Source organism: Jannaschia donghaensis, assembly GCF_001403795.1.
GTDB lineage: Bacteria > Pseudomonadota > Alphaproteobacteria > Rhodobacterales > Rhodobacteraceae > Jannaschia > Jannaschia donghaensis.
Window position 1 is genome coordinate 770,931 of the sequence record NZ_CXSU01000012.1, and the last position, 24,454, is coordinate 795,384.

Annotated in this window: 25 protein-coding genes; 13 read left to right on the top strand and 12 right to left on the bottom strand. The window is 64.8% G+C overall.

Features of this window, described 5'->3' with window-relative positions; genetic code table 11:
• The 3 genes from JDO7802_RS18540 to JDO7802_RS18715 form a co-directional block, all read left to right on the top strand.
• Positions 1 to 525, top strand: a 525-nt coding sequence (locus tag JDO7802_RS18540) for a BRCT domain-containing protein (protein WP_306455363.1), incomplete at its 5' end; no start/stop codon positions are given.
• Positions 522 to 2,606, top strand: a complete 2,085-nt coding sequence (gene recG / locus JDO7802_RS13000; RefSeq protein ID WP_055087245.1) for an ATP-dependent DNA helicase RecG — start codon at positions 522 to 524, stop codon at positions 2,604 to 2,606. The genes JDO7802_RS18540 and recG, both read left to right, overlap by 4 nt.
• 118 nt (positions 2,607 to 2,724) lie before the next feature.
• Positions 2,725 to 2,850: a hypothetical protein gene (locus JDO7802_RS18715; RefSeq protein ID WP_275934858.1), complete on the top strand. Its 126-nt coding sequence runs from the start codon at positions 2,725 to 2,727 to the stop codon at positions 2,848 to 2,850.
• A 235-nt stretch (positions 2,851 to 3,085) separates the two neighbouring features.
• Here the strand turns inward: JDO7802_RS18715 and JDO7802_RS13005 are convergent, their stop codons facing one another.
• The gene (locus JDO7802_RS13005) at positions 3,086 to 4,414 is read right to left on the bottom strand and encodes a methyl-accepting chemotaxis protein (RefSeq protein ID WP_055086229.1); all 1,329 of its coding nucleotides are present in this window, start codon (positions 4,412 to 4,414) and stop codon (positions 3,086 to 3,088) included.
• Positions 4,415 to 4,545: 131 nt separating this feature from the next.
• Positions 4,546 to 5,001 (bottom strand): iron-sulfur cluster assembly scaffold protein, encoded by a 456-nt coding sequence (locus JDO7802_RS13010; RefSeq protein WP_055086231.1) that lies wholly within the window; start codon positions 4,999 to 5,001, stop codon positions 4,546 to 4,548.
• Positions 5,002 to 5,068: 67 nt separating this feature from the next.
• On the opposite strand from JDO7802_RS13010, the gene hisI reads away from it, so the two are divergent.
• Positions 5,069 to 5,428: a phosphoribosyl-AMP cyclohydrolase gene (gene hisI / locus JDO7802_RS13015; protein ID WP_055086233.1), complete on the top strand. Its 360-nt coding sequence runs from the start codon at positions 5,069 to 5,071 to the stop codon at positions 5,426 to 5,428.
• Between the two features lie 6 nt (positions 5,429 to 5,434).
• On the opposite strand, the gene JDO7802_RS18850 is transcribed toward hisI, so the two are convergent.
• Positions 5,435 to 5,866, bottom strand: a complete 432-nt coding sequence (locus tag JDO7802_RS18850; RefSeq protein WP_055086235.1) for a GNAT family N-acetyltransferase — start codon at positions 5,864 to 5,866, stop codon at positions 5,435 to 5,437.
• A gap of 144 nt (positions 5,867 to 6,010) precedes the next feature.
• On the opposite strand from JDO7802_RS18850, the gene edd reads away from it, so the two are divergent.
• Together edd and eda are read left to right on the top strand one after the other, a co-directional pair.
• Positions 6,011 to 7,816, top strand: a complete 1,806-nt coding sequence (edd, locus tag JDO7802_RS13025; RefSeq protein WP_055086237.1) for a phosphogluconate dehydratase — start codon at positions 6,011 to 6,013, stop codon at positions 7,814 to 7,816.
• A gap of 51 nt (positions 7,817 to 7,867) precedes the next feature.
• Positions 7,868 to 8,500 carry a bifunctional 4-hydroxy-2-oxoglutarate aldolase/2-dehydro-3-deoxy-phosphogluconate aldolase gene (gene eda, locus JDO7802_RS13030; protein ID WP_055086240.1) on the top strand — a complete coding sequence of 211 codons (633 nt, stop codon included), beginning with the start codon at positions 7,868 to 7,870 and terminating at the stop codon, positions 8,498 to 8,500.
• A gap of 82 nt (positions 8,501 to 8,582) precedes the next feature.
• Here the strand turns inward: eda and JDO7802_RS13035 are convergent, their stop codons facing one another.
• Positions 8,583 to 9,386, bottom strand: coding sequence for an isocitrate lyase/PEP mutase family protein (locus JDO7802_RS13035; RefSeq protein ID WP_055086242.1), 804 nt, complete (start codon positions 9,384 to 9,386; stop codon positions 8,583 to 8,585).
• Between the two features lie 224 nt (positions 9,387 to 9,610).
• Here JDO7802_RS13035 and cysS point away from each other — a divergent pair, with 224 nt between their 5' ends.
• From cysS to JDO7802_RS13050, 3 genes are all read left to right on the top strand, one after another.
• Complete coding sequence (cysS, locus tag JDO7802_RS13040) at positions 9,611 to 10,972, top strand: cysteine--tRNA ligase (protein ID WP_055086245.1); 1,362 nt, start codon at positions 9,611 to 9,613, stop codon at positions 10,970 to 10,972.
• 67 nt (positions 10,973 to 11,039) lie between these two features.
• Entirely contained in the window at positions 11,040 to 12,641 is a 1,602-nt protein-coding gene (gene cimA, locus JDO7802_RS13045) for a citramalate synthase (protein WP_055086247.1), read from the top strand.
• Positions 12,642 to 12,657: 16 nt separating this feature from the next.
• Complete coding sequence (locus JDO7802_RS13050; RefSeq protein WP_187298139.1) at positions 12,658 to 13,407, top strand: squalene/phytoene synthase family protein; 750 nt, start codon at positions 12,658 to 12,660, stop codon at positions 13,405 to 13,407.
• Between the two features lie 2 nt (positions 13,408 to 13,409).
• On the opposite strand, the gene JDO7802_RS13055 is transcribed toward JDO7802_RS13050, so the two are convergent.
• On the bottom strand, positions 13,410 to 13,910 hold the full coding sequence (locus JDO7802_RS13055; protein WP_055086250.1) for a flavin reductase family protein: 501 nt from the start codon (positions 13,908 to 13,910) through the stop codon (positions 13,410 to 13,412).
• Positions 13,911 to 14,004: 94 nt separating this feature from the next.
• Here JDO7802_RS13055 and speB point away from each other — a divergent pair, with 94 nt between their 5' ends.
• Positions 14,005 to 14,973 (top strand): agmatinase, encoded by a 969-nt coding sequence (speB, locus tag JDO7802_RS13060; RefSeq protein WP_055087246.1) that lies wholly within the window; start codon positions 14,005 to 14,007, stop codon positions 14,971 to 14,973.
• A gap of 37 nt (positions 14,974 to 15,010) precedes the next feature.
• Here the strand turns inward: speB and JDO7802_RS13065 are convergent, their stop codons facing one another.
• Positions 15,011 to 15,430: a hypothetical protein gene (locus JDO7802_RS13065; RefSeq protein WP_055086252.1), complete on the bottom strand. Its 420-nt coding sequence runs from the start codon at positions 15,428 to 15,430 to the stop codon at positions 15,011 to 15,013.
• A 133-nt stretch (positions 15,431 to 15,563) separates the two neighbouring features.
• Between JDO7802_RS13065 and JDO7802_RS13070 the strand changes: the two genes are divergently transcribed.
• A complete protein-coding gene (locus JDO7802_RS13070) occupies positions 15,564 to 15,884 on the top strand; it encodes a DUF4342 domain-containing protein (RefSeq protein WP_055086254.1) in 321 nt (106 codons plus the stop codon).
• A gap of 96 nt (positions 15,885 to 15,980) precedes the next feature.
• Positions 15,981 to 16,940 (top strand): lipoyl synthase, encoded by a 960-nt coding sequence (lipA, locus tag JDO7802_RS13075; protein ID WP_055086256.1) that lies wholly within the window; start codon positions 15,981 to 15,983, stop codon positions 16,938 to 16,940.
• 4 nt (positions 16,941 to 16,944) lie between these two features.
• Here lipA and JDO7802_RS13080 read toward each other — a convergent pair whose 3' ends face one another.
• From JDO7802_RS13080 to JDO7802_RS13095, 4 genes are all read right to left on the bottom strand, one after another.
• On the bottom strand, positions 16,945 to 17,832 hold the full coding sequence (locus JDO7802_RS13080; protein ID WP_055086257.1) for a c-type cytochrome: 888 nt from the start codon (positions 17,830 to 17,832) through the stop codon (positions 16,945 to 16,947).
• 3 nt (positions 17,833 to 17,835) lie between these two features.
• Positions 17,836 to 18,297: a c-type cytochrome gene (locus JDO7802_RS13085; RefSeq protein ID WP_055086259.1), complete on the bottom strand. Its 462-nt coding sequence runs from the start codon at positions 18,295 to 18,297 to the stop codon at positions 17,836 to 17,838.
• A gap of 102 nt (positions 18,298 to 18,399) precedes the next feature.
• Positions 18,400 to 18,984: a nucleotidyltransferase family protein gene (locus tag JDO7802_RS13090; RefSeq protein ID WP_055086261.1), complete on the bottom strand. Its 585-nt coding sequence runs from the start codon at positions 18,982 to 18,984 to the stop codon at positions 18,400 to 18,402.
• Positions 18,984 to 19,976: a fructose-1,6-bisphosphatase gene (locus JDO7802_RS13095; protein WP_055086263.1), complete on the bottom strand. Its 993-nt coding sequence runs from the start codon at positions 19,974 to 19,976 to the stop codon at positions 18,984 to 18,986. The genes JDO7802_RS13090 and JDO7802_RS13095 overlap by 1 nt, the downstream gene beginning before the upstream one ends.
• Before the next feature lie 129 nt (positions 19,977 to 20,105).
• Between JDO7802_RS13095 and kynU the strand changes: the two genes are divergently transcribed.
• Complete coding sequence (kynU, locus tag JDO7802_RS13100; RefSeq protein WP_187298140.1) at positions 20,106 to 21,293, top strand: kynureninase; 1,188 nt, start codon at positions 20,106 to 20,108, stop codon at positions 21,291 to 21,293.
• Between the two features lie 255 nt (positions 21,294 to 21,548).
• Here the strand turns inward: kynU and JDO7802_RS13105 are convergent, their stop codons facing one another.
• Positions 21,549 to 23,939 carry an ATP-binding protein gene (locus tag JDO7802_RS13105; protein WP_055086265.1) on the bottom strand — a complete coding sequence of 797 codons (2,391 nt, stop codon included), beginning with the start codon at positions 23,937 to 23,939 and terminating at the stop codon, positions 21,549 to 21,551.
• Between the two features lie 70 nt (positions 23,940 to 24,009).
• Positions 24,010 to 24,405, bottom strand: a complete 396-nt coding sequence (locus JDO7802_RS13110; RefSeq protein ID WP_055086267.1) for a response regulator — start codon at positions 24,403 to 24,405, stop codon at positions 24,010 to 24,012.
• Positions 24,406 to 24,454: the final 49 nt, after the last annotated feature.

The window sequence follows — 24,454 nt, forward strand, 5'->3', positions numbered from 1 at the left end:
GTACCCGCCGCCGAGGCCCACCGCCGGGCCGAAGCTGCGGTTGCGGCGGAACGGGCCGCCGCCGCCGCCGAAGGGCGTCGCGCACGATTGACCGAGGTACGCGCCCCGATTTGGGATGCCGTGGCCGAAGCGGCGCAAGGCGCTTGGGACGAATTGACCGGGATCGACGGCATCGGCGCGACATTGGCCCTCGCCCTTTGCGACGCGCTTTCTGCCCCGCAGGAACGGCGGGCCATCAATGCGTTGATGGAGCAGTTGGACCCGGCCCCGCTCGAAGCGGTCGCCGACGCCAGCCCCGTCTCGGGCAAGACCGTGGTCTTCAGTGGAACGCTCGAAAAAATGACCCGTGCAGAGGCCAAGGCCCGGGCCGAGGCGCTGGGTGCCAAGGTCTCCGGCTCCGTTTCCGTCAAGACGGACATCTTGATCGCGGGACCGGGCGCGGGCTCCAAGGCGACCAAGGCCGCCGATCTGGGGGTGGAAACGATGGACGAGGAGACATGGCTTGCCTTGATCGGCGCGCCGTGACGGGCCGGCCCGAACCTCTTTTCCCGATCTTCGCAGGCCTTGAAACCCTTCCGGGTATCGGCCCGAAGACGGCGAAGCTGCTCGCGAATATGGCTGTGGCGACACCGAAGGATCTGGTCTTCACCTTGCCGACGGGGGGCATCGATCGAACGCCCGTCGCATCCGTATTGGATGCGACACTGCCCGATGTCGTCACCGTGCCGGTCACTGTGGGCCATCATATCGCGCCGTCGACACGTGGGCGCCCTTACCGGATCGAGGTGGAGGATGCGCGGACCACGTTTCAGGTCGTGTTCTTTCGGGGATCTGCGGATCTGCATGGGCGAGCTCTTCCGACTGGGCAGCGCCGTATCTTGTCCGGCAAGGTGGAGCTTTACGACGGTGTCGCGCAGATGGCGCATCCCGACTACGTTCTGGCCGAGGGCGAGACCCTGCCGGCGTTCGAACCGGTGTATCCGCTAACGGCGGGAATCACGGCCAAGCTGATGCGGCGCGCGGTCGATGCCGCCCTGTCGCGGGTGCCCGAGATGGCCGAATGGATCGATCCGCAGTTGATGATCGAACGGGATTGGCCCGCCTTCGGCGACGCCTTGCGTCAGGCTCATCACCCGGAGGATCCGCGCGATCTGTCGCCCGCGATGACGCATCGCCAGAGGCTCGCCTATGACGAGTTGTTCGCCCACCAGGTGACGCTGGCCCTGGCCCGGTCCAGTGAGCGGCGGCGGAAGGGGGTTGCCACGGTCGGCGACGGACGGCTGCGGCGCAGGGTTCTCGACGCGCTGCCATACCGACCCACCGGGGCCCAGCAGCGCGCGGTCGAGGAGATCGCGGCCGACCTGGCCGCGCCGCATCGGATGAACCGCCTGCTTCAGGGCGATGTCGGGTCCGGCAAGACGCTTGTGGCGCTCATGTCACTGCTGACGGCGGTCGAGGCGGGGGGGCAGGGTGTGCTGATGGCCCCGACCGAGATTCTGGCGCGGCAGCATGCGGCCGGTTTGCGTCCGCTGGCCGATGCCGCGGGTGTGGTGCTGGAAATTCTGACCGGTCGCGACAAGGGCAAGGAGCGGGAGGCCAAGCGGGCGGCGCTGGCACGCGGAGACATCCAGATCCTCGTTGGTACGCACGCGGTATTTCAGCGCGATGTCTTCTTTGCCGACCTGCGCCTCGCCGTCATCGACGAACAGCATCGCTTTGGCGTTCGACAGCGGATGCTGCTGGGCGAAAAGGCTGTGACGACGGATGTTCTGGTCATGACGGCGACGCCGATTCCGCGGTCGCTGGCGCTGACCCAATACGGCGACATGGATCTGAGCGTATTGGACGAAAAACCGCCCGGCCGGACGCCCGTCCAAACGGCAACCGTGCCGGTCAGCCGAATGGAGGATGTCGTCGCCAAGATGCGCGCGGCGGTGGCTGAAGGGCGGCAAGCCTATTGGGTTTGCCCATTGGTCGAAGAATCCGAAGTCGTCGACACCACGTCCGCAGAGGAACGGTTCCGGTCGCTGCGCGCGGCGCTGGGGGACGGCGTCGTGGGCTTGGTCCACGGGCAGATGCCACCTGCGCAGAAGGATGCGGCAATGGCGGATTTCGTCGCCGGACGTACCAAGATCCTGGTGGCGACCACGGTGATCGAAGTGGGCGTCGATGTCCCCAATGCGTCGATCATGGTGATTGAGCGGGCGGAGACCTTTGGCTTGGCGCAGCTTCACCAGTTGCGTGGCCGGGTCGGACGGGGGGCCGCCGCCTCGACCTGCCTGCTGATGTACAAGGCCCCCTTGGGCGAGACAGCGGAAGCGCGGCTGCGCATTCTGCGCGAGAGCGAGGACGGGTTTCGCATCTCGGAGGAGGATCTGGCGCTGCGGGGGGCGGGCGACGTGATCGGCACGGCGCAATCGGGGCTTCCGCGTTTTCGCATCGCCGATCTGGAGCGGCACGCGGCCCTGATGGAGTTGGCCAGTACGGACGCCCGCGCTCTGCTGGCCAAGGACCCGGAGTTGAAGGGCACACGGGGTCAGGCCGCGCGGCTGTTGCTGTGGCTGACGGAACAGGACCGCGCTCTGCGTCTTTTGTCCGTCGGCTGATATCAGTCAGAAGAACAAATCAGGTTTGTTCACGAATGTTCTAATAAAGTTCTTTACAGACGGGTTCCGATATGAGAACAAAAGAACAACAAGAGCAGCAGCACAGGAGGTCCCAACGATGGCCCGCAAGATCAAGAACACTCTGACCCGCATCGAAAACGCCCCTCTGACCGACATCCTTGGCGGTATTTGGCTGGTGACCCTGATGCTGAGCTTGCTGCACCTTCCCACACTCGTCGCCTGATCGGCGCGACCGTTACAGCGGCGTTGGCCGCAGTGTTTCCACCGTTACTGCCTGCATATTTCTGTTTCGTCATGCCACTCCGCGCCTCCCCCTCGCGCAGATGTGGCGGTCCACGCCTTCGTCCCCTTGGCGTGTGACCCGACCGTCCCGTTCTTCCCCGGACGCCGGTCACTGCCCGACGAGGCAAATATGCCACTTCGCCGCCGCCTCCGCCCAACGGAGTGCGGCGGTTTTTTTATGTCGCCGGTTCGTTACGATAGCCCATGCGCAAACCGCCCCAATGACGCCCGCGCACGACGATTGGGGCGGAGATATCCTTCATCATCACCATCCCCTGCTGTCCCATGTCGCGTCGATAGACCTGCATCAGAAACGGCGCGCGGTTTGCCCCCGCCTGCCGCCCCGTGCGATCGTCGAAGATGCGGCGATTGCGCGAAAACGCCGCATTCGCCTCTGCGTCCAAACCTTGGGGGCGGGAAAACTTGCGATTGTGCGTACCGATATAGCCCGTCCGGTCGCACGGGCAGGTGAAGACGATCCGTTCGTCCATATCCAGCGCCGCTTCGATGATCGGGGGTACGACCCGATCGGTGAATTGCAGGTGTTTGGCCATGTGCTGCTGCGGGTTGGTGCCGGGCAGGGGGCGGTGATCGGTGTCGAACAAGGCCTCCATCGTAATCGCGCCCGAAGTCAGACCGTTCTCGAAAGCCTCCGCTATGCTTTGAGCCACGGCCTGGGCATGGGCGATCATCGGGGCGTCGGGTCCGTCCTGTTCCACCTCGGCACTGCGCTGCAACAGCCTCTCGCACCGGTCCATCATGTGCGCGGCGCGGGTCCGCGCGTCGCCCACGCCGCGTGCGGTCTGCCTGGCTCCGCCCTCGATAACGTCGCAAATGCCGCCGACTTCCGTATCGGCCTGGGCCAAGATTCTCACCGCGCCGTCCATCGCGTCGATCCGCTTGCGTGCGGCGGCCATCTCCGCCGCAATGGTTCCGACGGTCGTGCTGGTCATCGTCGCCGTCTCAAGCCCCCGTTCGAATTCCGGGGCCAGTCGTCGGCTGTCGTCGCGCATGGTCCTGGTCCAGTTGCCGAGCGATTCGATCGCCGTCCGTATGCCGTTGGCCGCAGTCGACGTCTTGCGCGACAAGTCGTTCACCGCCTCCGCCACGACGGCGAATCCCTTACCGGCCTCGCCCGCGCGCGCCGCTTCGATGGATGCATTCACCGCCAAGATGTTAACCTGCCGAGCAATCCGCGCGATGTCCGTATTGGACGCCACGATTTCCTTGAGCACACCTTCCAGAACTTCGGTGCGCGGTCCGATCCCGGCCCCCCATTCGGAGAGGTTTTGATAGCGGGCTCCGTTCTCGCGGATAGAGTCCAATCGTGCCGCAGCTGAATCTTCGGTCGCGCGGGCCGTCTTGCTCAGGTCACCGAACCCGTCGCGCAAGGCGGCAATCGCGTTGGAGAAATCGTCGGACACCGACCGCAACGTCGCGATCTGATCCAGGTTGGCCTGCGCGTTGCCGTCGATCCCGTCCACGAAGGCCGCAAGATCGGCCACTAGATACCCCAACGGCGCGATATCTTCTGCAAGGCTGCGTCGTGGCGGGGTCGATCTGGTTGGTATCGGGCGGGTGTGAGCGGTCATGTCCATTCCGAAAGCGCGGGCCCCCACGGCTTACGACGAACAGATTACCCGCCCGTTAATTCCGACGCGCCCACCTGTTCCATCGCGTCCACCGTCGCGTCCAGCGCCAACAGGATGGAGGCGTGACGGTTCTTGAATTCGCGCGCGGGCGTCAGCACCTCAAGCGCCTCGAACGGCGCATCCGGGACGGGACCGTCCGCCTTCAGCATCGCGCGCAACTGGTCGCGCGCGACGCGCACCTCGGTCATGTCGCGCCCGGTCATGGCGGCCCCCGATACTGCGGCCGACGCTTGGCCCAAGGCGCAGGCCTTCACGTCCTGCGAATACCGCACGATCCGTCCGTCCTCCAGATCCAGCGAAACCGTGACCGTCGATCCGCACAGCGGCGACCGTTTCTTGACCGTGACCTGCGGCGCGGCAAGCGGGTCGGTCATCGGCATGTCGGCGGCCAGCGCCAGGATGCGTCCGGAATAGAGCTTGATCAGGTCGCTGTCGGACATCGGGCTTTCCTCGTCACCGTCTGATCCTTAGGTAGCGTTCGCAACCCCGGATGCAAAGGTGCGCCTGATGAGCTTTGACCCTGCGACCCTGCGATATGACGCCGCTGGCTTGATCCCCTGCATCGCACAGGATTATGCCACGGGGGAGGTGTTGATGATGGCTTGGATGAACGCCGACGCCGTCGCGCGCACCCTGAAGTCGGGCCGCGTCACATATTGGTCGCGCTCACGTCAGGCGTTCTGGATCAAGGGGGAGACGTCGGGCCATGTCCAAAAACTGATCGATCTGCGCGTCGATTGCGACCGGGATTGCCTGCTGGCGCGTGTCGATCAGACGGGACCGGCGTGCCACACCAACCGGCGCAGCTGTTTTTATATTGCCGTGCGGAACGGGGACGAGGTCGAATTGTCCAAACCGATGATATGACGCCCGTCAAAGCCGTTTGCGGAAGCGCCAAAATGTCGGGGCAGTCCACGCGTAGTCGAGTGCAACATAGGTGTCTCGGGCGGCCTCGTTGCCGACATGTGCGCCGATGACGACATAGGCGCATCCCCGATCTCGTGCGTCCGCTTCCGCCGCGGCGATCAGGCGGCGGGCAAGACCCTGCCGGCGGGCGCGCGGTCGCACGAAGACATGATGGAGATCTGCGCCGCGTACGCCTTGCTGGGCCTGCGCGTGCGGGATCAGCAGGACATACCCGTCCATCGGATCGCCCGCGCCGAACCCCCAGATCCAACCGTCGGCCAGATCGCGGGCAAGGGTATGCGCCGTGGCCGCCGGGACGTCGTCATGATGCGCTGCCAGGGATTGAACCAGCGGCAACAACGCATCGGCGTCAGAGGGACGGATGGCAAAAATCTTCATCGTTTCAATTTCGCCCGCGACGGCCTCGTCTGTCCGCCTCAGGGGGCCACGGTTCAAAAAGTTCCGGGCGCAACCCGTTCCGTCGTGATCTGCTCTTGAACCGTTAGCGCTAACGGGTCATGTAGTGCACTAGGAGGATCAGATATGCCGCTGGATAGCCGAATAGACGCCATCACCGACCGAATTCGCGAACGCTCGCACCAGAGCCGGAGCGCCTATCTGGAGCGTATGCACGGTCAGGCGCAGCAGGGTCCGCGCCGCGCGCACCTCGATTGCGGCAACCAGGCCCATGCCTATGCCGCGATGGGCGAAGCCAAGGGCGATCTGGTCGCCGATCGCGCGCCAAATATCGGGATCATCACTGCTTACAATGACATGCTATCGGCGCATCAGCCCTTCAAGGATTACCCCGACCGCATCAAGGCCGCCGCCCGCGCCGTGGGTGCGACGGCGCAGATCGCAGGCGGGGTTCCCGCCATGTGCGACGGCGTCACGCAGGGCCAGCAGGGGATGGAGCTGAGCCTCTTTTCCCGTGACGTGATCGCACTGGCCGCCGCCGTCGGCCTGTCGCACAACACTTTCGATTCTGCGCTCTACCTCGGGATCTGCGACAAGATCGTGCCGGGTTTGGTGATCGCCGCTGCCACCTACGGCTATTTGCCGGGTATTTTCGTGCCCGCCGGCCCGATGACGAGCGGATTGCCGAACGATGAAAAGGCCCGCGTGCGCCGCGAATTCGCCGAAGGCAAGATTGACCGGGCCGAGTTGATGAAGGCCGAAATGGCCAGCTACCACGGGCCGGGCACCTGCACGTTCTACGGCACTGCCAATTCCAACCAGATGCTGATGGAGTTCATGGGCCTGCACCTGCCGGGTGCCTCCTTCATCAACCCCGGCACGCCGCTGCGCGACGCGCTGACCGATGCGGCGGCCGTGCGCGCGACCGAAATCACGGGCCTTGGCAATGCTTTCACCCCGATTTGCGACGTGCTGGACGAAAAGGCCTACGTCAACGGCCTGGTCGGCCTGATGGCAACGGGCGGGTCCACGAACCTCGTGCTGCACCTCATCGCCATGGCCCGCGCGTCGGGCGTGATCCTGACCTGCGCCGACTTCGACGCCATCTCCGACGCCACGCCCCTGATGGCACGGGTCTATCCGAACGGTCTGGCGGACGTGAACCACTTCCACGCCGCTGGTGGGTTGCCCTTCATGATCGGCCGCCTGCTGGACGCGGGGCTTCTGCATGACGATGTGGCAACTGTCGCGGGGCAGGGGCTGTCGTCCTATGCGACCGAACCCAAGCTGGAAGACGGGCGGATCGCGTGGCATCCCGGCCCGACCGAAAGCCTGAACGACAAGATCCTGAAAGCACCTGACGCAGCATTCTCCACCACCGGCGGGCTGAAACAGGTGCACGGCAATCTGGGCCTTGGCGTGATGAAGATTTCCGCCGTCGCGCCGGAGCATCACGTCGTCGAGGCCCCGGCGCGCGTTTTCCACACGCAGGATGCGGTCAAGGCCGCCTTTAAGGCCGGGGAACTGGATCAGGACACCGTGATCGTCGTCCGGTATCAGGGCCCCAAGGCCAATGGGATGCCGGAACTACACGGGTTGACGCCGGTCCTCACCATCCTTCTGGGGCGGGGCCACAAGGTCGCGCTGGTGACCGACGGGCGCATGTCCGGTGCGTCCGGCAAGGTGCCCGCCGCGATCCACGTCGCCCCCGAGGCGTTGGACGGCGGTTTGATCGGCAAGGTAGCCGACGGCGATGTGATCCGCGTCGATGCTGCCGGCGGAATTCTCGACGTGCTGGCGGACGGCGTTGAAGACCGCACCGTCACCCACCCCGATCTGTCGGCGAACGAACATGGGCTGGGCCGCGAACTCTTCTCGCTGTTCCGCGCCACCGCCGGGCGCTCGGATCAGGGGGCGGGGGTGGTCGTCTGACGCTCGTCGTTCCATAAATATCGAAATCCGACACTCGCCAGAGGCACCGCCATGACCCCCAACGACCAATCCAAGGCCGCCCGCGATCTTGCGGCTTTGGCTCCCGTCATCCCCGTTCTCGTGCTCGAAGACGTGGCTCATGCCGCACCGTTGGCCGAGGCACTGGTCGCCGGGGGGCTGCCCGCGCTGGAAGTCACGCTGCGCACGCCCGCGGCGCTCGATTGTATCCGCGCGATGGCCGAAGTGCGCGGGGGCCACGTCGGGGCGGGAACGCTCCTGACGCCCGCCGACGTCAAGGCCGCCAAGGCCGCCGGGGCCACTTTCGGCGTCTCGCCCGGTGCGACCGACACGCTTATCCAGGCCTGCATCGACGAAGACCTGCCGCTGTTGCCCGGTGCCGCGACGGCGACCGAGGCGATGATCCTGCTGGAAAAGGGCTACGACATGCTCAAGTTCTTTCCCGCCGAAGCAAGCGGCGGCGCGCCGGCGCTCAAAGGCATCGGCGCGCCGATCCCGCAGATCACATTCTGCCCGACGGGTGGCGTGAGCATGTCGAACAAGGACGACTATTTGAAGTTGCCGAATGTCATCTGCGTCGGCGGCAGCTGGGTCGCGCCCAAGGACATGATGCAGGCGGGCGACTGGGCCGGGATCGAGCAACTGGCGCGCGACGCCCGCGCCTAGACCGGAACTTCGGTGCTCGATGCGGAGAGGAGCGTAGCGCTGCCTCGCGTACTGAGGTCTTTGAGACCAGAAGACTCCGCGCCTATTTCGCGCCGTCCTCCAGGTAGCCGTCAACTTCGCCGCTGCCGATTCCGCCAAGATTGGTGAAGTCTCCGGACCCGAACATCGCTTGGCCCGCATCGCGGATCGTCTGGTGCGTCGCCCGTGCCAGGGCCGACCCGAGCGAGATGCGCGCGACACCGGCCTCGGCGAATTCGGCGCGCGTCGTCTGGGTCCAGGGACCGGCGGCCAGCGCATTGACCGGCGCGTCCACGCTGGCGCAGATGCGCGCCAGGCCTTCGATCGTCTCTGGCATCGGAACATACAGGACGTCGGCCCCGGCGGCGGCGAAGGCGCGGATGCGCGCGATTGCTTCCTCCAGATCATAGGCACCGGTCATCACGCCGTCGGCGCGGGCGGTGAAGACGAAATCGTGGCTGGCCCGGCGCGCCTCGGCCACCGCCGCCGCCACCCGCGCGACACTGACCTCCAGCCCATAAGCGCTGCCATCGGCCGCCACATCCTCGATGCAGCATCCGGCCAGACCGGCCCGCGCCGCCTCCGCCACCGTATCGCCCGCGTCCGACGGCTCGGGGCCGTATCCGTCTTCCAGATCGGCGGACACGGGGCACTTCAGGTGATGGGCCAGGTCTTTCGCATGGGCAATCGCCTCGGAGCGTGGAACGCGACCGCCGTCGGGCAGACCCCTAGTAAAGGCATACCCGGCAGAGGATGTGGCGATGGCCTGCGCCCCGAGGGCCCGGAGCATCCGGGCCGATCCGACGTCCCAGGCATTGGCCAGGATGAACGGCGAGCCGGGGCGGTGCAGGGCGCGAAAGTCGGTCATGGGTCGATTCCTTCGAATGTGTCGGGCGCAGTCAGTCGTCCGGCGGATCCCGGTGTCAACCAAGCGCGCCCTTGGCAGGGACAATCCGCCATGCTACGCCGCCGCCATGGGTACCGCGATCTGCATTATCTGCACGAACCCGACCCGCTGAATGAATTTCGGCGGGCCTGGAGCCTGCCGTGCCTTGCCGCAGCCTCCTCCCGCCACCGACAGGAGATGCGCCCATGACCCAATCCGCACCCACGCTGCGCCTGCGCAACTCCCTGACCCGCGGGGTCGAGGATGTCACGCCGCTGGATCCGACGAACATCCGTCTCTACCTCTGCGGCCCGACCGTCTATGACCGCGCGCATCTTGGCAACGCGCGCAACGTGATCCTGTTCGATCTGCTGTTCCGACTGCTGCGCCACGACCACGGGGCGGATCACGTGACCTACGTTCGCAATTTCACCGATGTGGACGACAAGATCATCGCCCGCGCTGCCGAAAGTGGCGAAGACATCGCCGATCTCACGGCGCGCACGACAAAGTGGTTCCTCGACGATATGGCCGCTCTCGGGACGCTCACGCCGACCCGTATGCCCCGCGCGACCGATTACATCGCCCAGATGGTCGAGATGATCGAGGGGCTGATCGCGTCCGGTCATGCCTACCGCGCCGACGGTCACGCGCTGTTTTCCGTTTCGTCCTACGACGGTTACGGCGCGCTGTCGGGGCGCAGCACCGACGACATGATCGCGGGCGCACGGGTGGAGGTCGCGCCTTACAAGCGCGATCCGATGGATTTCGTCCTCTGGAAGCCGTCGGACGAGGATGAACCGGGGTGGGAGACGAGCCTGGGCTACGGTCGCCCCGGCTGGCACATCGAATGCTCGGCCATGGCCAAGGCGCTGTTGGGCCCATCTTTCGATATCCACGGCGGCGGCAACGACCTGATGTTCCCGCATCACGAGAACGAGCGGGCGCAAAGCTGCTGCGCGGACCCCGACGCCGGTTTCGCATCGGTCTGGCTGCACAACGAAATGCTGCTGGTCGAAGGGCGCAAGATGTCCAAGTCCCTGGGCAACTTCTTCACCGTGCGCGACGTGTTGGACAAAGGGGTGCCGGGCGAGGTCATCCGCTTCGTGTTTCTATCGACGCATTATTCCAAACCGATGGACTGGACCGATCGGAAGGCGGCGGAGGCGGTGGCGACCTTGCGCAAATGGCGCAGCATCGCCGCGGACGGAGGCGCGCCGGATCAAGCCGTGCTCGACGCACTTCGCGACGATCTGAATGCGCCGGGTGCCATCGCGGAGCTGCACCGCATCGCCAAGGCCGGCGACGGCGCGACGCTCAAGGCGTCCGCGGCTCTGCTGGGCCTTCTGGAAGACGACATGGGGGCCTGGGCGGACGGCGGCGATGAGGCTGTGGTCGAAGCCGTTTTGGCCGCCCGCGTGACCGCGCGCGCCGACAAGGACTGGGCGCGCGCCGATGCATTGCGTGACGGGCTGGTGGCGGCGGGCGTCGTGGTGACGGATGGCAAGGGCAGGGGGTGGGAAGCCGGTCCCGGTTTCGACCCCGCCAAGCTGGAGGGGTTGGTGTGATCACAAACGCGTCCGACGTAGATCACCCATGGATCACCCGTAGATCACCCATGGATAGTACGTCCACATGACCGAACGCCTCTACCTCTACGACACGACGCTGCGCGACGGGCAGCAGACGCAGGGCGTGCTGTTTTCGGCCGCCGAGAAGGTGGAAATCGCGCGGATGCTCGACGATCTGGGCGTCGATCATATCGAAGGCGGCTGGCCCGGCGCCAACCCGACGGACAGTGATTTCTTCGCTGCGGCACCCAAGACGTCGGCGACGATGACGGCGTTCGGAATGACGAAACGGACGGGCCGGTCGGCCGAAAACGATGATGTGCTCGCCGCCGTCGTCAACGCGGGCACACCGGCCGTTTGTCTGGTTGGCAAAACCCATCCGTTCCATGTGCGCACAGCGTTGGGCGTGACGCTGGAAGCCAACCTCGATAACATCAAGGTCTCCGTCGAACACCTTGTGAAACAAGGAAAAGAGGCTTTGTTCGACTGCGAACATTTCTTCGATGGCTACGACGAAGATCCCGCTTATGCGCTGGCCTGTGCCCACGCGGCGCGAGACGCCGGGGCCCGCTGGATTGTCCTGTGCGACACCAACGGCGGCACCATGCCGACCCGCATCGCCGAAATCGTACGGGCGGTCATCGCATCTGGCGTCCCCGGCGACCACCTTGGAATCCACACGCATAACGACACTGAACAAGCCGTCGCCGGATCGCTGGCCGCCGTCGATGCCGGGGCCCGGCAGATCCAGGGTACGCTCAACGGTCTGGGGGAACGTTGCGGCAACGCGAACCTGACGGCCCTGATTCCGACTTTGCTGCTCAAGGAGCCGTATGCCAGCCGATATGCGACCGGGATCGATGCGGAAAACCTGCCGTCGCTTATGAAGGTCTCCCGACGTCTGGACGACATTCTGAACCGCGTGCCGCGCCGAGAGGCCGCCTATGTCGGCGCTTCGGCTTTTGCGCATAAGGCCGGGTTGCACGCCAGCGCGATCCTCAAGGACCCGACGACCTATGAACACGTGCCGCCCGACGCGGTGGGCAACGCCCGGATCGTCCCGATGAGCAATCAGGCCGGTCTGTCGAACCTGCGAAAACGGTTGGACGATCTGGGGCTGACAGGATCGGACGCGCAGCTGCGTCGCATCCTGGATATCGTCAAAGAACGGGAGGATGCGGGCTATGCCTACGACGTGGCCGCCGCCAGCTTCGAATTGATTGCGCGGGCCGAATTGGGTCTGTTGACGGAGCCGTTCGAGGTCAAGCGCTACCGCGTCACGGTGGAGCGGCGGAAGAACAAATACGACCGGATGGTCACCGTGTCCGAGGCGGTCGTGGTCGTGAAGGTCGACGGCGAAAAACGGCTGTCCGTCTCAGAAAGCATGGACGAGACCGGGTCCGATCGCGGGCCGGTCAACGCGCTGTCCAAGGCGCTTGCCAAGGATCTGGGGCCGTTGCAGGACCGCATTTCCGACATGCGGCTCAAGGATTTCCGCGTACGCATCATGCAGGGAGGGACCGAGGCCGTGACCCGCGTCATCATCGACCACGAAGACGATGCGGGCCGCCGTTGGTCCACCGTCGGGGTCAGCCCGAACATCGTCGATGCAAGTTTCGAGGCCCTTCTGGACGCCGTGCGCTGGAAGCTGTGTCAGGCGGACTAGGTTGCCCGTCATGGAAATGCACGACGATATCACGGCCTGCGCCGCACAGGTGCAACGCGGCGACCCGGAGCGGTTTCGCGCCGTCATGGCGACCCCTGTGGCGCTGCGCCGCATGCTCTTCCCGCTCTATGCTTTCAACCTGGAAGTCGCCCGCGCGCCATGGGTCACGAAGGAGCCGTTGATCGCCGAGATGCGCCTGCAATGGTGGCGCGACGCGTTGGGTGAAATCGCGAATGGCGGCCAGGTTCGGCGGCATGAAGTCGTGACGCCCCTTGCCGCGATCCTGGATGGGCGGGGCGCACGCGACCTTGATGACCTGGTGGAGGCGCGACGGGCCGATATCGAAGGGACGCCGCCCGCGTCCACGGATGATCTGACCCGCTACATCGACCGGACGGCAGGCACGCTTTTGTGGACGGCGGCGCGATTGGCGGGGGCGACCGACGCGCCTGCAATCCGGGATGCCGGTCTGGCGCAGGGGCTGGCTAGCTTCCTTTCGGCCGTGCCCGACCTTGTAGACAAGGCGCGCAATCCTCTTCCGCCCGGTGAGCCGCATGACATGATTTCGGGCTTGGCGACCATCGGGCTGGCGGCGCTGGACCGGGCCAAAGCCGCCGGGATCGCGAAATCCGCACGGCCCGTCCTTCTGGTGCTGAGCGATACGCGCGTTCGACTGCGCGCCTTTGCCGATCACCCGGGCCAGACACCGCAGATCAACCCCGCGCTCAGCCGTCTGCGCCTTGGGTGGAACGCCCTGCGCGCGTGATGTCAGGCGGGATGGGTCCGCAGATACGCGCGCATCCCATAGATCAGCGGCGTGCCGTCTTCTGAAACCTGCACCGCGCGCACCGACCCGATTATGACGTGATGCGTGCCCACAAGTTCGGCCGATTGCACGTCGCAATCGAACGACGCCAGCGCCTCCAGCACCGGGGCACCCGTCGCGAGTGTGCCCCAGGACCCGACCGCGAACCTGTCGCCGCCCGGCGCCTCGGCACGGCTGGCGAAGACATCCGCCACATCCTGCTGATGCTGGCCCAACACATTCACGGCAAAATGCCCGTTCGACAGGATCGGGTCTGACGCGGACGCACCCTTGTTGACGCAGATCAGGATCGTCGGTGCATCGCCGTCGGCAGACACGCTGGTCATCGCAGATACGGTCACGCCAGCGCGGCCCGCGGGCCCATCGGTGGTGACGACGCTGACAGTCGCGGCGGCGCGGCTCATGGCGTGAACGAAATCGGTGCGAAGCTGGGGATCGGACATGGCGCTTGACCTAACCTATGCGGGGCCGGTGTCGAGGGGTTTCGCATCGACCGCCGTCGTGGTCAGGTCGCGGCACAAGACACGGGAGGGGCCGATGGCACTAAAGGATGCACGCGATCAGGTGGACGGCGCGATCACGCGCGACGACCCGCGCGGATTGACCTTCGAAAACGCGTTCGGCGGCGCGACATCCGCGTTCCGGCGCAAATACACCAAGGACCTGACGGGCTTCGATCTGGCGATCACCGGCGTGCCGTTCGATCAGGCCGTCACGCATCGCCCCGGCACCCGCTTCGGCCCCCGCGCCATCCGGGAGGCGAGCAGCCTTCAGGTCTTCGATCCGCCCTACTACTGGGATTTTTCCCCGTTGGAGGAATTCGCGATCGCCGACTACGGCGACGTCGGTTTCGATTATGCCAAGGTGGCGGAATTTCCGATTGCCCTGCGCGCCCATGTTGCGGGCATTCTTGCGCAGGATGCGGGCTGCATCGCGATGGGTGGCGACCATTACGTCAGCTTTCCGATCCTCCAGGCCCATGCCGAAAAATATGGACCGCTCAGCCTGATCCAGTTCGACGCCCATTCCGACACCTGGCCCGACGACGACATGGCGCGGGTGGATCACGGCACGATGTTCTACAAGGCGGTGAAGACGGGGGTGATCGACCCGGCCAGCTCCGTGCAGGTCGGCATCCGCACGGTGAATCCCGACACCCTGGGTGTGACGACGATCGACGCGCGCGCCGTTCACGAAGCCGCACCTGGGGACGTCGCGCGGCGCATCAAGGCCGTCGTCGGCGACCGGCCCTGCTATGTCACCTTCGACATCGACGCATTGGACCCGGCCTTTGCCCCCGGGACCGGCACCCCGGTCTGGGGCGGGCTGTCGAGCGGGCAGGCGGCCGCGATCCTGCGTGATCTGGCGGGGATCAATATGATCGGGGGGGACGTGGTCGAGGTTTCACCCCCCTATGACACGACGGGGGCAACGGCGATCGCCGGCGCGCATGTCCTGATGGAGTTGATTTGTCTTTGGGGCTGGAACCGCAGGGCGTCGACCTAGTCATCCGAGCTGGGGACGGCCGACCCCGCCCTGTGGGTCAGGCCAGACCTTCGGTGGGGCAGGCATCGAACCGGGCCACCTGCGGTGCCGCGCCGGTCAGGTCGAACACCTCGGCCACGTCACCCAGAACGACGGTCGCCGTGCCGCCCGCCGCCAACCCCGACAGCACGTTTCCGAACCCCCGATCCGTCACCGAGACCCGTTGACCCGCGATTTGGTGTCGGGTGGTGGTGATCGTGAACGTGGCCGCCCCGGCGAAGGTGACCGAAAGCGTCCGCGCCTCCGGCCAGCCGCCCGCACGATCGACATGCATTGAATAGAGCGTCGTATTGGGATCGTAGGTCACTTGGATCGAGGCCGTCGATCCGGCGTGGTCCAGCGTACAGATCGGGACCGGGGAAAAAGTCCACGCGAAGGCGGGCAGGGGCAGAAGGCACAGGATCAGGACGCGCAGCATCAGTCGAAGTTAGGCCACGCCGGACGCCCGCCAACCCCGGCGATTGCGCGCGCCGCGTTGATCGTCGTCAAGGCGCGGGTCCCGCCCGCCTGTCATCCTTCGCGAAGATGGCACTGACACGGAGGACGCGACGATGACGAATGACATGGACAGCTCTGAACTGGACCCGCCGGGCGCGGCGCGCACGTGGTCCAAGAGGATCGAGGTGAAAGGCGACGAACTGGTCGCCCGCGTCAGGGAAATGGCCGCTGACAGCAAGGTCAAGCGCATCCGCGTAACGGAACCCGACGGGGACATCGCGCTGGAAATACCGCTGACATATGGCGCGATCGCCGGCGGGGCCGTCGTGATCGCCGCTCCCGTGCTGGCCGTTATCGGCGCCCTTGCCGCCCTGGTCAGCAAGGTCACGGTCGAAATCGTGGAGGACGGGGCGACGAAGAAGGACGACGGCTGACGCCGCGACGATCGGCGCATCGAAGGCACCGGGCGGCAGGTGGACTTCCCGCGCCCGAATGCCTACGTCGATAGGGCGAATAACGTCGGAGCGACCATGAGCCCCCGCGACCTGAAAATACCCGCCGAACGTCATCCCGAAAAGGCGCGCCGCCCGGACAACCCGCAGCCGAAGAAGCCGTCGTGGATCCGGGTGAAGGCTCCCGTTGGCGAAGGCTACAAGAAGACCGCCAAGATCATGCGCGAGCATAAGCTGGTCACGGTCTGCGAGGAGGCGGGCTGCCCGAACGTGGGCGAATGCTGGTCGCAAGGTCACGCCACCATGATGATCATGGGTGAGGTCTGCACCCGCGCCTGCACCTTCTGCAACATCGCGACCGGCAAGCCGCCCGAAGCGCTCGACGTGTTCGAGCCGGGGCGCGTGGCGGATGCGGTCGCGAAGCTGGGTCTCAATCACGTGGTCGTCACCAGCGTGGACCGCGACGATGTGGACGATGGCGGGGCGGAGCATTTTGCCCAGACGATCCGCGCGATCCGCAAGCGGGCACCCGACACCACAATCGAGATTCTGACCCCCGATTTCATCCGCTGCGACGCATCGGCGTTGGAGGTTGTGGTTGCGGCCCGACCGGATGTCTTCAACCACAACCTTGAAACCGTGCCGGGGCTGTACCCCGAAGTGCGGCCTGGGGCGCGATACTTTCATTCCCTGCGCCTGCTGCAACGGGTCAAGGAGCTGGATCAGACGATGTTCACCAAATCGGGCATCATGGTTGGCCTGGGCGAGGACAAGCAGTCGGTCATGCAGGTGATGGACGACATGCGCGCCGCCGACATCGATTTCTTGACCATCGGGCAGTACTTGCAACCGACGCCCAAGCACCACGCCGTGGACCGGTTCGTGACCCCCGAGGAATTTGCGGCCTACGAAAAGGCGGCCTACGGCAAGGGGTTCCTGATGGTGTCCGCTACGCCGCTGACCCGGTCGTCGTATCACGCGGGCGATGATTTCGCCCGGTTGCGGGACGCGCGCCTGAAAAAACTGGGACGCGGCTGACGCGTTACCCGGCGGGCGGCAACGCTTTGAGATAGGCCGCGATGGCGTCGCGATCGGCGTCAGGCAGAAGCGCGATGTTGGCGATCACTTCGACCATCGATCCTCCGGCGCTGTCGTAGTCGGGGGTGAAGCCGGTTTTCAGATAGGAGGCGATATCGCCCGCGCTCCACTCCAGCTTGTCGGGTGTCAGCGCGGGGATCGTGCCTTTTCCCGACGGGTTGGGCGCACCGGCCATCCACGCGTCACGATTCAACCCGCCCAGGGCATCGCGTGGCGTATGGCATTCGGCGCAATGCCCCAGAGCTTCGACTAGGTACTGTCCGCGTGCGATCTGCGGGTCGGTCGTGTCCATCGTGCGCATCAGGTCGGGCACGTAGCGCGCCTTCCACAGGCCCAGGCCCCGCCGGACGGAATATGGAAATCCGATATCGTGCGGCAAGCTTGCGGCATCGGACGGCGGTAGTGTTTGCCAGAACGCCCAGAGGTCGGCGATGTCCTGTGGTTCGGCCAGCGCATAGGACGAATAGGGGAACACCGGATAGTAATGCGCCCCGTTCGGCGCAATTCCGCGCTGGGTCGCGTTGGCGAAATCCGACAGGGACCAGCCGCCGATGCCGGCATCCGAAGGGGACACGTTGGGCGCCACGAAGGTCCCGAATTCAGTCGCGAAACGCTGTCCCCCCGCCAGCACCAGTCGGGCGTCGCCGTCTGTTTCGGGTGCGGAATGACAGCCCGCGCAGCCCGCCGCGTTGAACACGAGTTCCCCCGCTGCCGCCTCTCCCGCCACCCCGGCAAAGGTGTCCGCCGGGAGGGGGTCGGGCCGGGTCGCCCAGACGCCGGTCACAACGGCGATCGCCAAGATCGCGCCTGCGCTGAGCAGAAGACGCCGCATGGATCAGCGCGAGACGCGGTAGTCGTCGTGGCACGCCTTGCAGGTCTTGCCCAACTCCCCAAGTGCTGCGCCCAACCCTTCCGGTCCGTCTGCAGCGACCGCCTGAAGCGATGCGGCCGCCGCATCGAAATCATCCCAGATCGCAAGGAACCCGGCGCGATCCTCTCCGATCTTGCCCAGGGCGCGATTGCTTTGCGTCCCGAGCGTCGCATCGGGCCAAAGGCCGGTCTGATCGACAAGGGCCACGCCCATCAGGCTGTCTGCGGCCATTTCGGCCGCCTCGGCGTCGTACTCGGTCTCGCCCTTCGCCATGTCGCCGACCACGGCGAGGTTCAGAGAAATGACATTCATCAGGCCTTGGCGGGCCTTCACCTCGCGCGGGGTTTGGGCGTGTTCCTCGGCAAACGCGACCGATGTTGCGGCAAAGGCGCCGACCAAGGCGAGGATGGTAAGGGGGCGGTGCATGAGATTCTCCATCAGCTGAGCGATCGGGTCAGCTTGACGTAGGGTCGCGCTTACGGTCAACAGCGCACGGGCCGGGGCGAAAAACGTGATCGTGGCGTTGGGTCAGCGACTGGGATTGGCCGCGCGCCAGGCTGCCCAAGCTTCGGGCGTATCCAGATCGGTCGTTGCGGCGCGCCCAATCAACGCGCAGGTGTCGACACCGTGCCGCGCGATGACGTCGCGTGCGCCCGTATCTCCCGCAAGATCGGTCAACTCGGCAAATAGGTTGCGATCGAAGACGACGGGCTGACCTGGCGCGCCGTCGGCATCCGTTGCCCGCAGAACCGGTGCATGACCGGCCATCCATGCGGAAGAAACGGTGGCAAGGGCCGTCGCGTCGATTTCGGGCATGTCGGCCAGATGGATCAGCAGGGCATCCGCCGTGCAGGCGGCCACGCCGGCGCGGATGCTGGCGGACATCGCGCGGTCCCCGACCTCTACCAATGTCGCTGCCGTATCGCCAAGCCAGGCGCGGCGGTGGGATGCGGGGGGCAATGCGACGATGACCTGATCGGCGACGCCCAAGGCGGCCCGCGTGGCCCGCAGGATCAGCGGCGTGCCGTCCACCTCCTCCAGCAGTTTATCGCTGCCGCGCATGCGAGTGGACGCACCGGCGGCGAGGATCAGGATCGCGGGTGGACTGCGCATTACACGCCCCTCAGATAATCGGCGATCCGCGCGACTTCGTTCCGGGACCCGAAGACAAGCGGGGTCTTTGCATGAATATCGTTCGGTGTGCGGTCGAGGATGTAACCTGTTCCGTCCGTCGCGGACCCGCCCGCCTGCGCCATCAGGAACGCGACCGGAAATGCCTCGTAGAGGAGGCGCAGATGGCCATCGGCGTAGCCGGGCCGTGTGTCCGACGGATAGAGAAAGACGCCGCCCTGCATCAAGATACGGTGCAAATCGCCCACTGCGGCGGCGATCCACCGCATGTTGGTGTTGCTGCCCCGCGGCCCGTCCGCGCCCTGCTGCGTATGTTTGAGATATTCTTGCAGGCGCGGGTCCATGTTGCGTGTGTTGGACGCGTTGAAGGCGATGAATTTGGTTGTCGGCGGCACCTGCACGCCCTCGCGCGCGACGCGCCAGGTTTCATCGCGCGCATCGAACGTCAGGATCGTGACGCCGTTTCCCAGCGAAACCCCCATGTCGATGCTGTGCCCGAAACTGACGTATCCGGCCGCGACGACATCCGACCCGGCGTGCCGCTGATCGGTGGCCGCGGGGAACAGCGCGAACAAAAGGCCAAGGGGCGCACCGATGCCGATGCTGCCCGACCCATCGATCGGGTCGATGGCCAGGTCGTAGGGCGCGCCGGGCGTCATGGCGACCGGCTCTGCCGCCTCCTCCGAGACGAGGGTGGCGATGGCGCAGCTGCGCAGGGCGGTCAGCATGTGATCGTGCGCGGCAAGGTCCAACGCCTTCTGCCTGTCACCGCTGTCGTTGGTACCCACGATGGCCGCCGGATCGCCGGGCAACGCGGCAAGGGCAAGCCTGCGGGCAAGGGGCAGGCCGGCGGCGGCGATGGTCTGCACGATTTTCGTGAGCGCGGGATCTGCCCTTTGCGTCGCCGCCCAATCGGCGAGTGTCGGCGTCCGGGCTTCGGGGTCGTCGCCGGGCAGAGAGAGCGTGTCGGGCATGACTGGTCCTTTGGGGGGCGACGGTGCCGTCGGTGTAGGGCCGGATCGGCGCGACGACAACCGAAGCGATCGATCGTGCACCGGGCGTCGCAAGACGCTAGAGCGGAGCGACTCTTGTTGGAGACGCCGATGACCCTGCCCTTGAAAGACCGCTTCGATCTGCCCGAAGGGATGATCTATCTTGACGGCAATTCCCTCGGTCCGCTGCCCAAGGGCGTGGGCGCGGCCGTGCAAAGCGTGATCGCGAAAGAATGGGGTGCGCACCTTATCAAGGGTTGGAACGATTGCGACTGGATGGATCAACCTGCGCGTGTCGGCACGCGGGTCGGGCGATTGATCGGGGCACCCGCCGGGTCGGTCGTGATGGGTGACACGCTGTCGATCAAGGTGTTTCAAGCGGTGTCGGCGGCCCTGGCACTGCGCCCCGATCGCCGCGTGATCCTGTCGGACAGCGGAAATTTCCCGTCCGATCTGTACATGGCGGAAGGTCTGATTGCGCTGAAAGACGCAGGATACGAGTTGCGCATCGTAGAGCCGGAGGCGGTGGCCGATGCCATCGACCGGGAAGTCGCGGTCGTGATGCTGACCGAAGTGGATTACCGGACCGGCCGGATGCACGACATGGCCGCGGTCACCGACACCGCGCAGAACGCCGGCGCGGTCATGGTCTGGGACTTGGCCCATTCCGCCGGCGCGGTGGAGGTCGATCTGACCGCGTCGGGGTGCGAGATGGCGGTCGGCTGCACCTATAAATACCTCAACGGCGGTCCGGGCGCGCCAGCGTTCATCTATGTCCGACCCGATCTGGTCGATACCGTCACACCCTTCCTTTCGGGCTGGCTGGGACATGCCGCGCCCTTTGCCTTCGACCGCAGCTATACCCCCGGCAAGGGGATCGAGCGGATGCGCGTCGGCACGCCCCCCGTCCTGCAGCTTGCCGCGCTGGAGCAGGCGATGACCGTATGGGACGGCGTCACCATGGCCGAAGTTCGCGCCGCGTCGCTCATCCTTTCCGAACGGTTCATCGCTGAAGTGGAGGCGCGGTGTTCGCAACTGACCCTGCTCAGCCCGCGGGACGCGGCGCGGCGGGGCAGCCAGGTCAGCTTCGGATTCGACAACGGCTACGCCGCGATGCAGGCCCTGATCGCGCGGGGTGTCATCGGCGATTTTCGTGCGCCGAACGTCATGCGGTTCGGGTTCACGCCGCTGTATCTGGACGTGGGCGATGTTATCGCGGCGGTTGATACCCTGCAGGACGTGTTGGACCGTCGTCTGTGGGATAAACCCGAATACCGCGCCGTCGGCCGGGTGACCTGACCAAGCCCCAGTCCGGATCATTGCGGTAAGACACTGGTCCACCGCATCGCTCGAATTTAGGACGATGCCGCGGCGTAGTTGTTTGCAATGCGCGTGCCGGTTGCGGCACAGCGTATCGTCCGACGTCGCTGGCAGTTCGACCGAAAACCCGGAACACGCGCGATCCCATGCAACGATAAACGTAGTTTCCGAGCCCACGGACCTGAGCACGGAACGACAGATGTCCGAACGCATCTACATCGAAGAGATTCAATCCTATGCCGGACTAAACGGAGACCTCTCCGCGTGCTTTCCGCTGAGCGATGACTGAAGCGACCGCACGATTTCAGCGACATCAATTTGCGTCGATCTGGACTTCGTAAGCGAGGCGATCACGCGTTCGGATGGGGCGAGATTGGTGTCTGTGCCAGCAAACACGATGACTTTCGTAACTGGCGGCAGTGAGGGCAACAGATCGAAGCCGGACCCGTCCGGCATTTCGATGTCGAGGATGACCAGATCGAATGTCTGGCGCGCGAGCGAGTCTCGCGCTTCGGCCAGCGATCGCGACCGGACGATCGACGCGGAATATCCGACCGCTTCACCGACAAGCTCCAGCGTGTCGCTGTCATCGTCGATATGAAGGATTCTAAGGCGATCATCCTCGACCTTTCCGATCGCCCGACGCAACGCATCGACTGCGCTTTGCCCGTCCCCGACTTGCTCGATCCATTCTGTTCCTTCTGACCCCCTAAGGCATTCAGGGACCGCTCCGGCCGGGGACACGACCGTTACAGGCAGGGAAAGTTCGGACAGCTGATCGACCGTTCCATCTAGGGCCGCCGCATCGACCAGGACGGCGCTGTGCCAGCCCCGCTCCGCGATCCTTGCGGCAGATCTGAAATCCGGTGAGAGATCGCTCGCAAATCCTTCCTTCTCGAGGGCCCGTCCAATCCATTTCGTCACGTCCGAGTCGTCGCTGCAGATCAGGACGCGGGATCGGTCGATGCGGCAGTCGGGCGTGGCAGTGTGGGACCCGGCCTGAAACTCGGGCAAGCTGACATGGAAGCGGGCTCCGAAATCCCTGGCACGATCGAACCCGATCGTGCCTCCCAACTGAGTTACGATTTCGCGCGAGATGTGCAGGCCAAGTCCCGTGCCCCCCTTTGCGCGCTTATCGGACGAATCCGATTGTTCGAACCTGCCAAAGATTCGATCTTCAAAATCGACTGGAATGCCAGGACCGTCATCCTGTACGAAGATGAGCACGTCATCACCGACACGATATGTTCCCACAACGACGGTTCCGTTGTCCGGCGAGAATTTGACGGCATTCGACAACAGGTTCCGCAAGACTTGAAGGAAACGGCCGGCATCCACGTTGATCGTCGCTTCCGGCAGATCGTCGACAAGGACGAGCGATACGTTCTTTTCTCTCATGAAGTTGACGTTCGATGAGATGACTTGTTCGAGAAGCGGGCGCAGGGGTTGGACTTCGAATTTGAAGGCGATGGCACCGGACGAAATCTTCTCGATGTCCAGAATGTCGTTGATCAGCTCGACAAGCCGATCACAGTTCGATTGGGCAATCGTCAGGAGCCGTGAGACATTGGCCGGGAAATCGTACAATTTTCCCGAATTTATCAGGCCCAGAGATCCTTTGATCGACGTCAGGGGGGTGCGAAGTTCATGGCTGACGGTCGATATGAAGCGGTTCTTCGCCTCTGCCGCGGCTCTTTCTTCGGTTATGTCGTGAGCGGAGGTGATGATACCGACGAACTGACCGTGTTTGTCGCGGAGCGGTGTCTGAAGGACTGACAGCCATTTCTGCAGGCCTTCGGTTGTCGTTCTCGGCTGATAAAACGTCACCGATCTCCCGGAGCGAAGATCTTCGAGTGTCTGATGCCACGGAATTGGCCCGTCATCGACGGGTTGCTTCTCCAGCGTGTCGAGCGAAGCGCTTGTGTCCGCTTCATTTATCAGCGCGTCAGTCGCCGGGTTTGCGACCAGATATTTACCTTCGAAATCCCTGACATTGAGCGCGTAGGGCAGCTGTTGGACGACCTGCCGGTAGATCCGGTTGTCGCGCATCAACCGTATGCGATTGTCCGCCCGGATAAGAAGAAAACCGATGACAAGTGTCGATACTGTCAGCGCGGCGATCAGGGACGGTGCCGTCTCGACCAATAGGTTCCATCGCATCTCCGCTGGGATCGCCATGTAACTCGCCAAGTTTGCGACGACCACGCCGATCACGCACAAAACAAGGCTGTTGAGGGTTGTCTGTTCCTCGCGGGCGCGGAAGTGAATGAAGAGGCCGACGACCGTCGACAGGATGATTGAAACCACGCCGGGCGACACGCCCGAGCCGCCCATGTCCAGTCGAATGAAAACAGCCGTGCTCGCCGCTATCACCGCAGCCGGGAGACCGCCGAAGAGGGCGGCGAGCGCCACGAGCGACGCCCTGAGGTCGAAGCGAAACCCGGGAGACGTCTCCATCGCCATCTGCATCGAAAAGGCGGTTGCGATCGCCAGAACCGCTCCGATGAGGATAGACCTATGGATTGCCGCAAGCGACTGGGTCCACTCGGATATCGTGTCCCAGAGCATTGCCAAGATCGCGACCAATGCGAAGTTGGTAATCAGGGACCGCATCAGTTCAGTCATAATGTACCTCGATATTCTTTCGACTGAAATTGGCCCCGCGCTCTGATCCGTGGCACAAAAAGGTGTGGGATCAAGCGGCGTGCGCCGTACTTTTCCAGAGGTCCAGAACCTGGGAGGAGAGCGTCATTGGGTCGAATGGTTTCGCGATGACACCAACGGCCCCGATCGCGATCAAGCCCTCGATCTCGTCTCGCCGGGCCTTCGCGGTCATGAAAGCCTTTGGTACAGGCCGGATGGCATCGATCCTGTTCAACCGCTCGAACACCTCGGGGCCGTCCATTTCGGGCATCATGACGTCGAGGAGAACCATATCGGGCTGGAAGGCGGTGATCCGGGCCAAGGCTTCCGGTCCGGACGCATAGACGGCCACGTCGTAGCCACCGATCTGCGTCAAGGCCAACTCTGTTAGCTCGCGGATGTCCGCGTCATCCTCGACATAGGCGATACGCTTCAGCTGGCCGTCCATCCGCGTGCTCCTCAACCCGACTTCGAAGATCGGCCTAGCAGACAGGTGT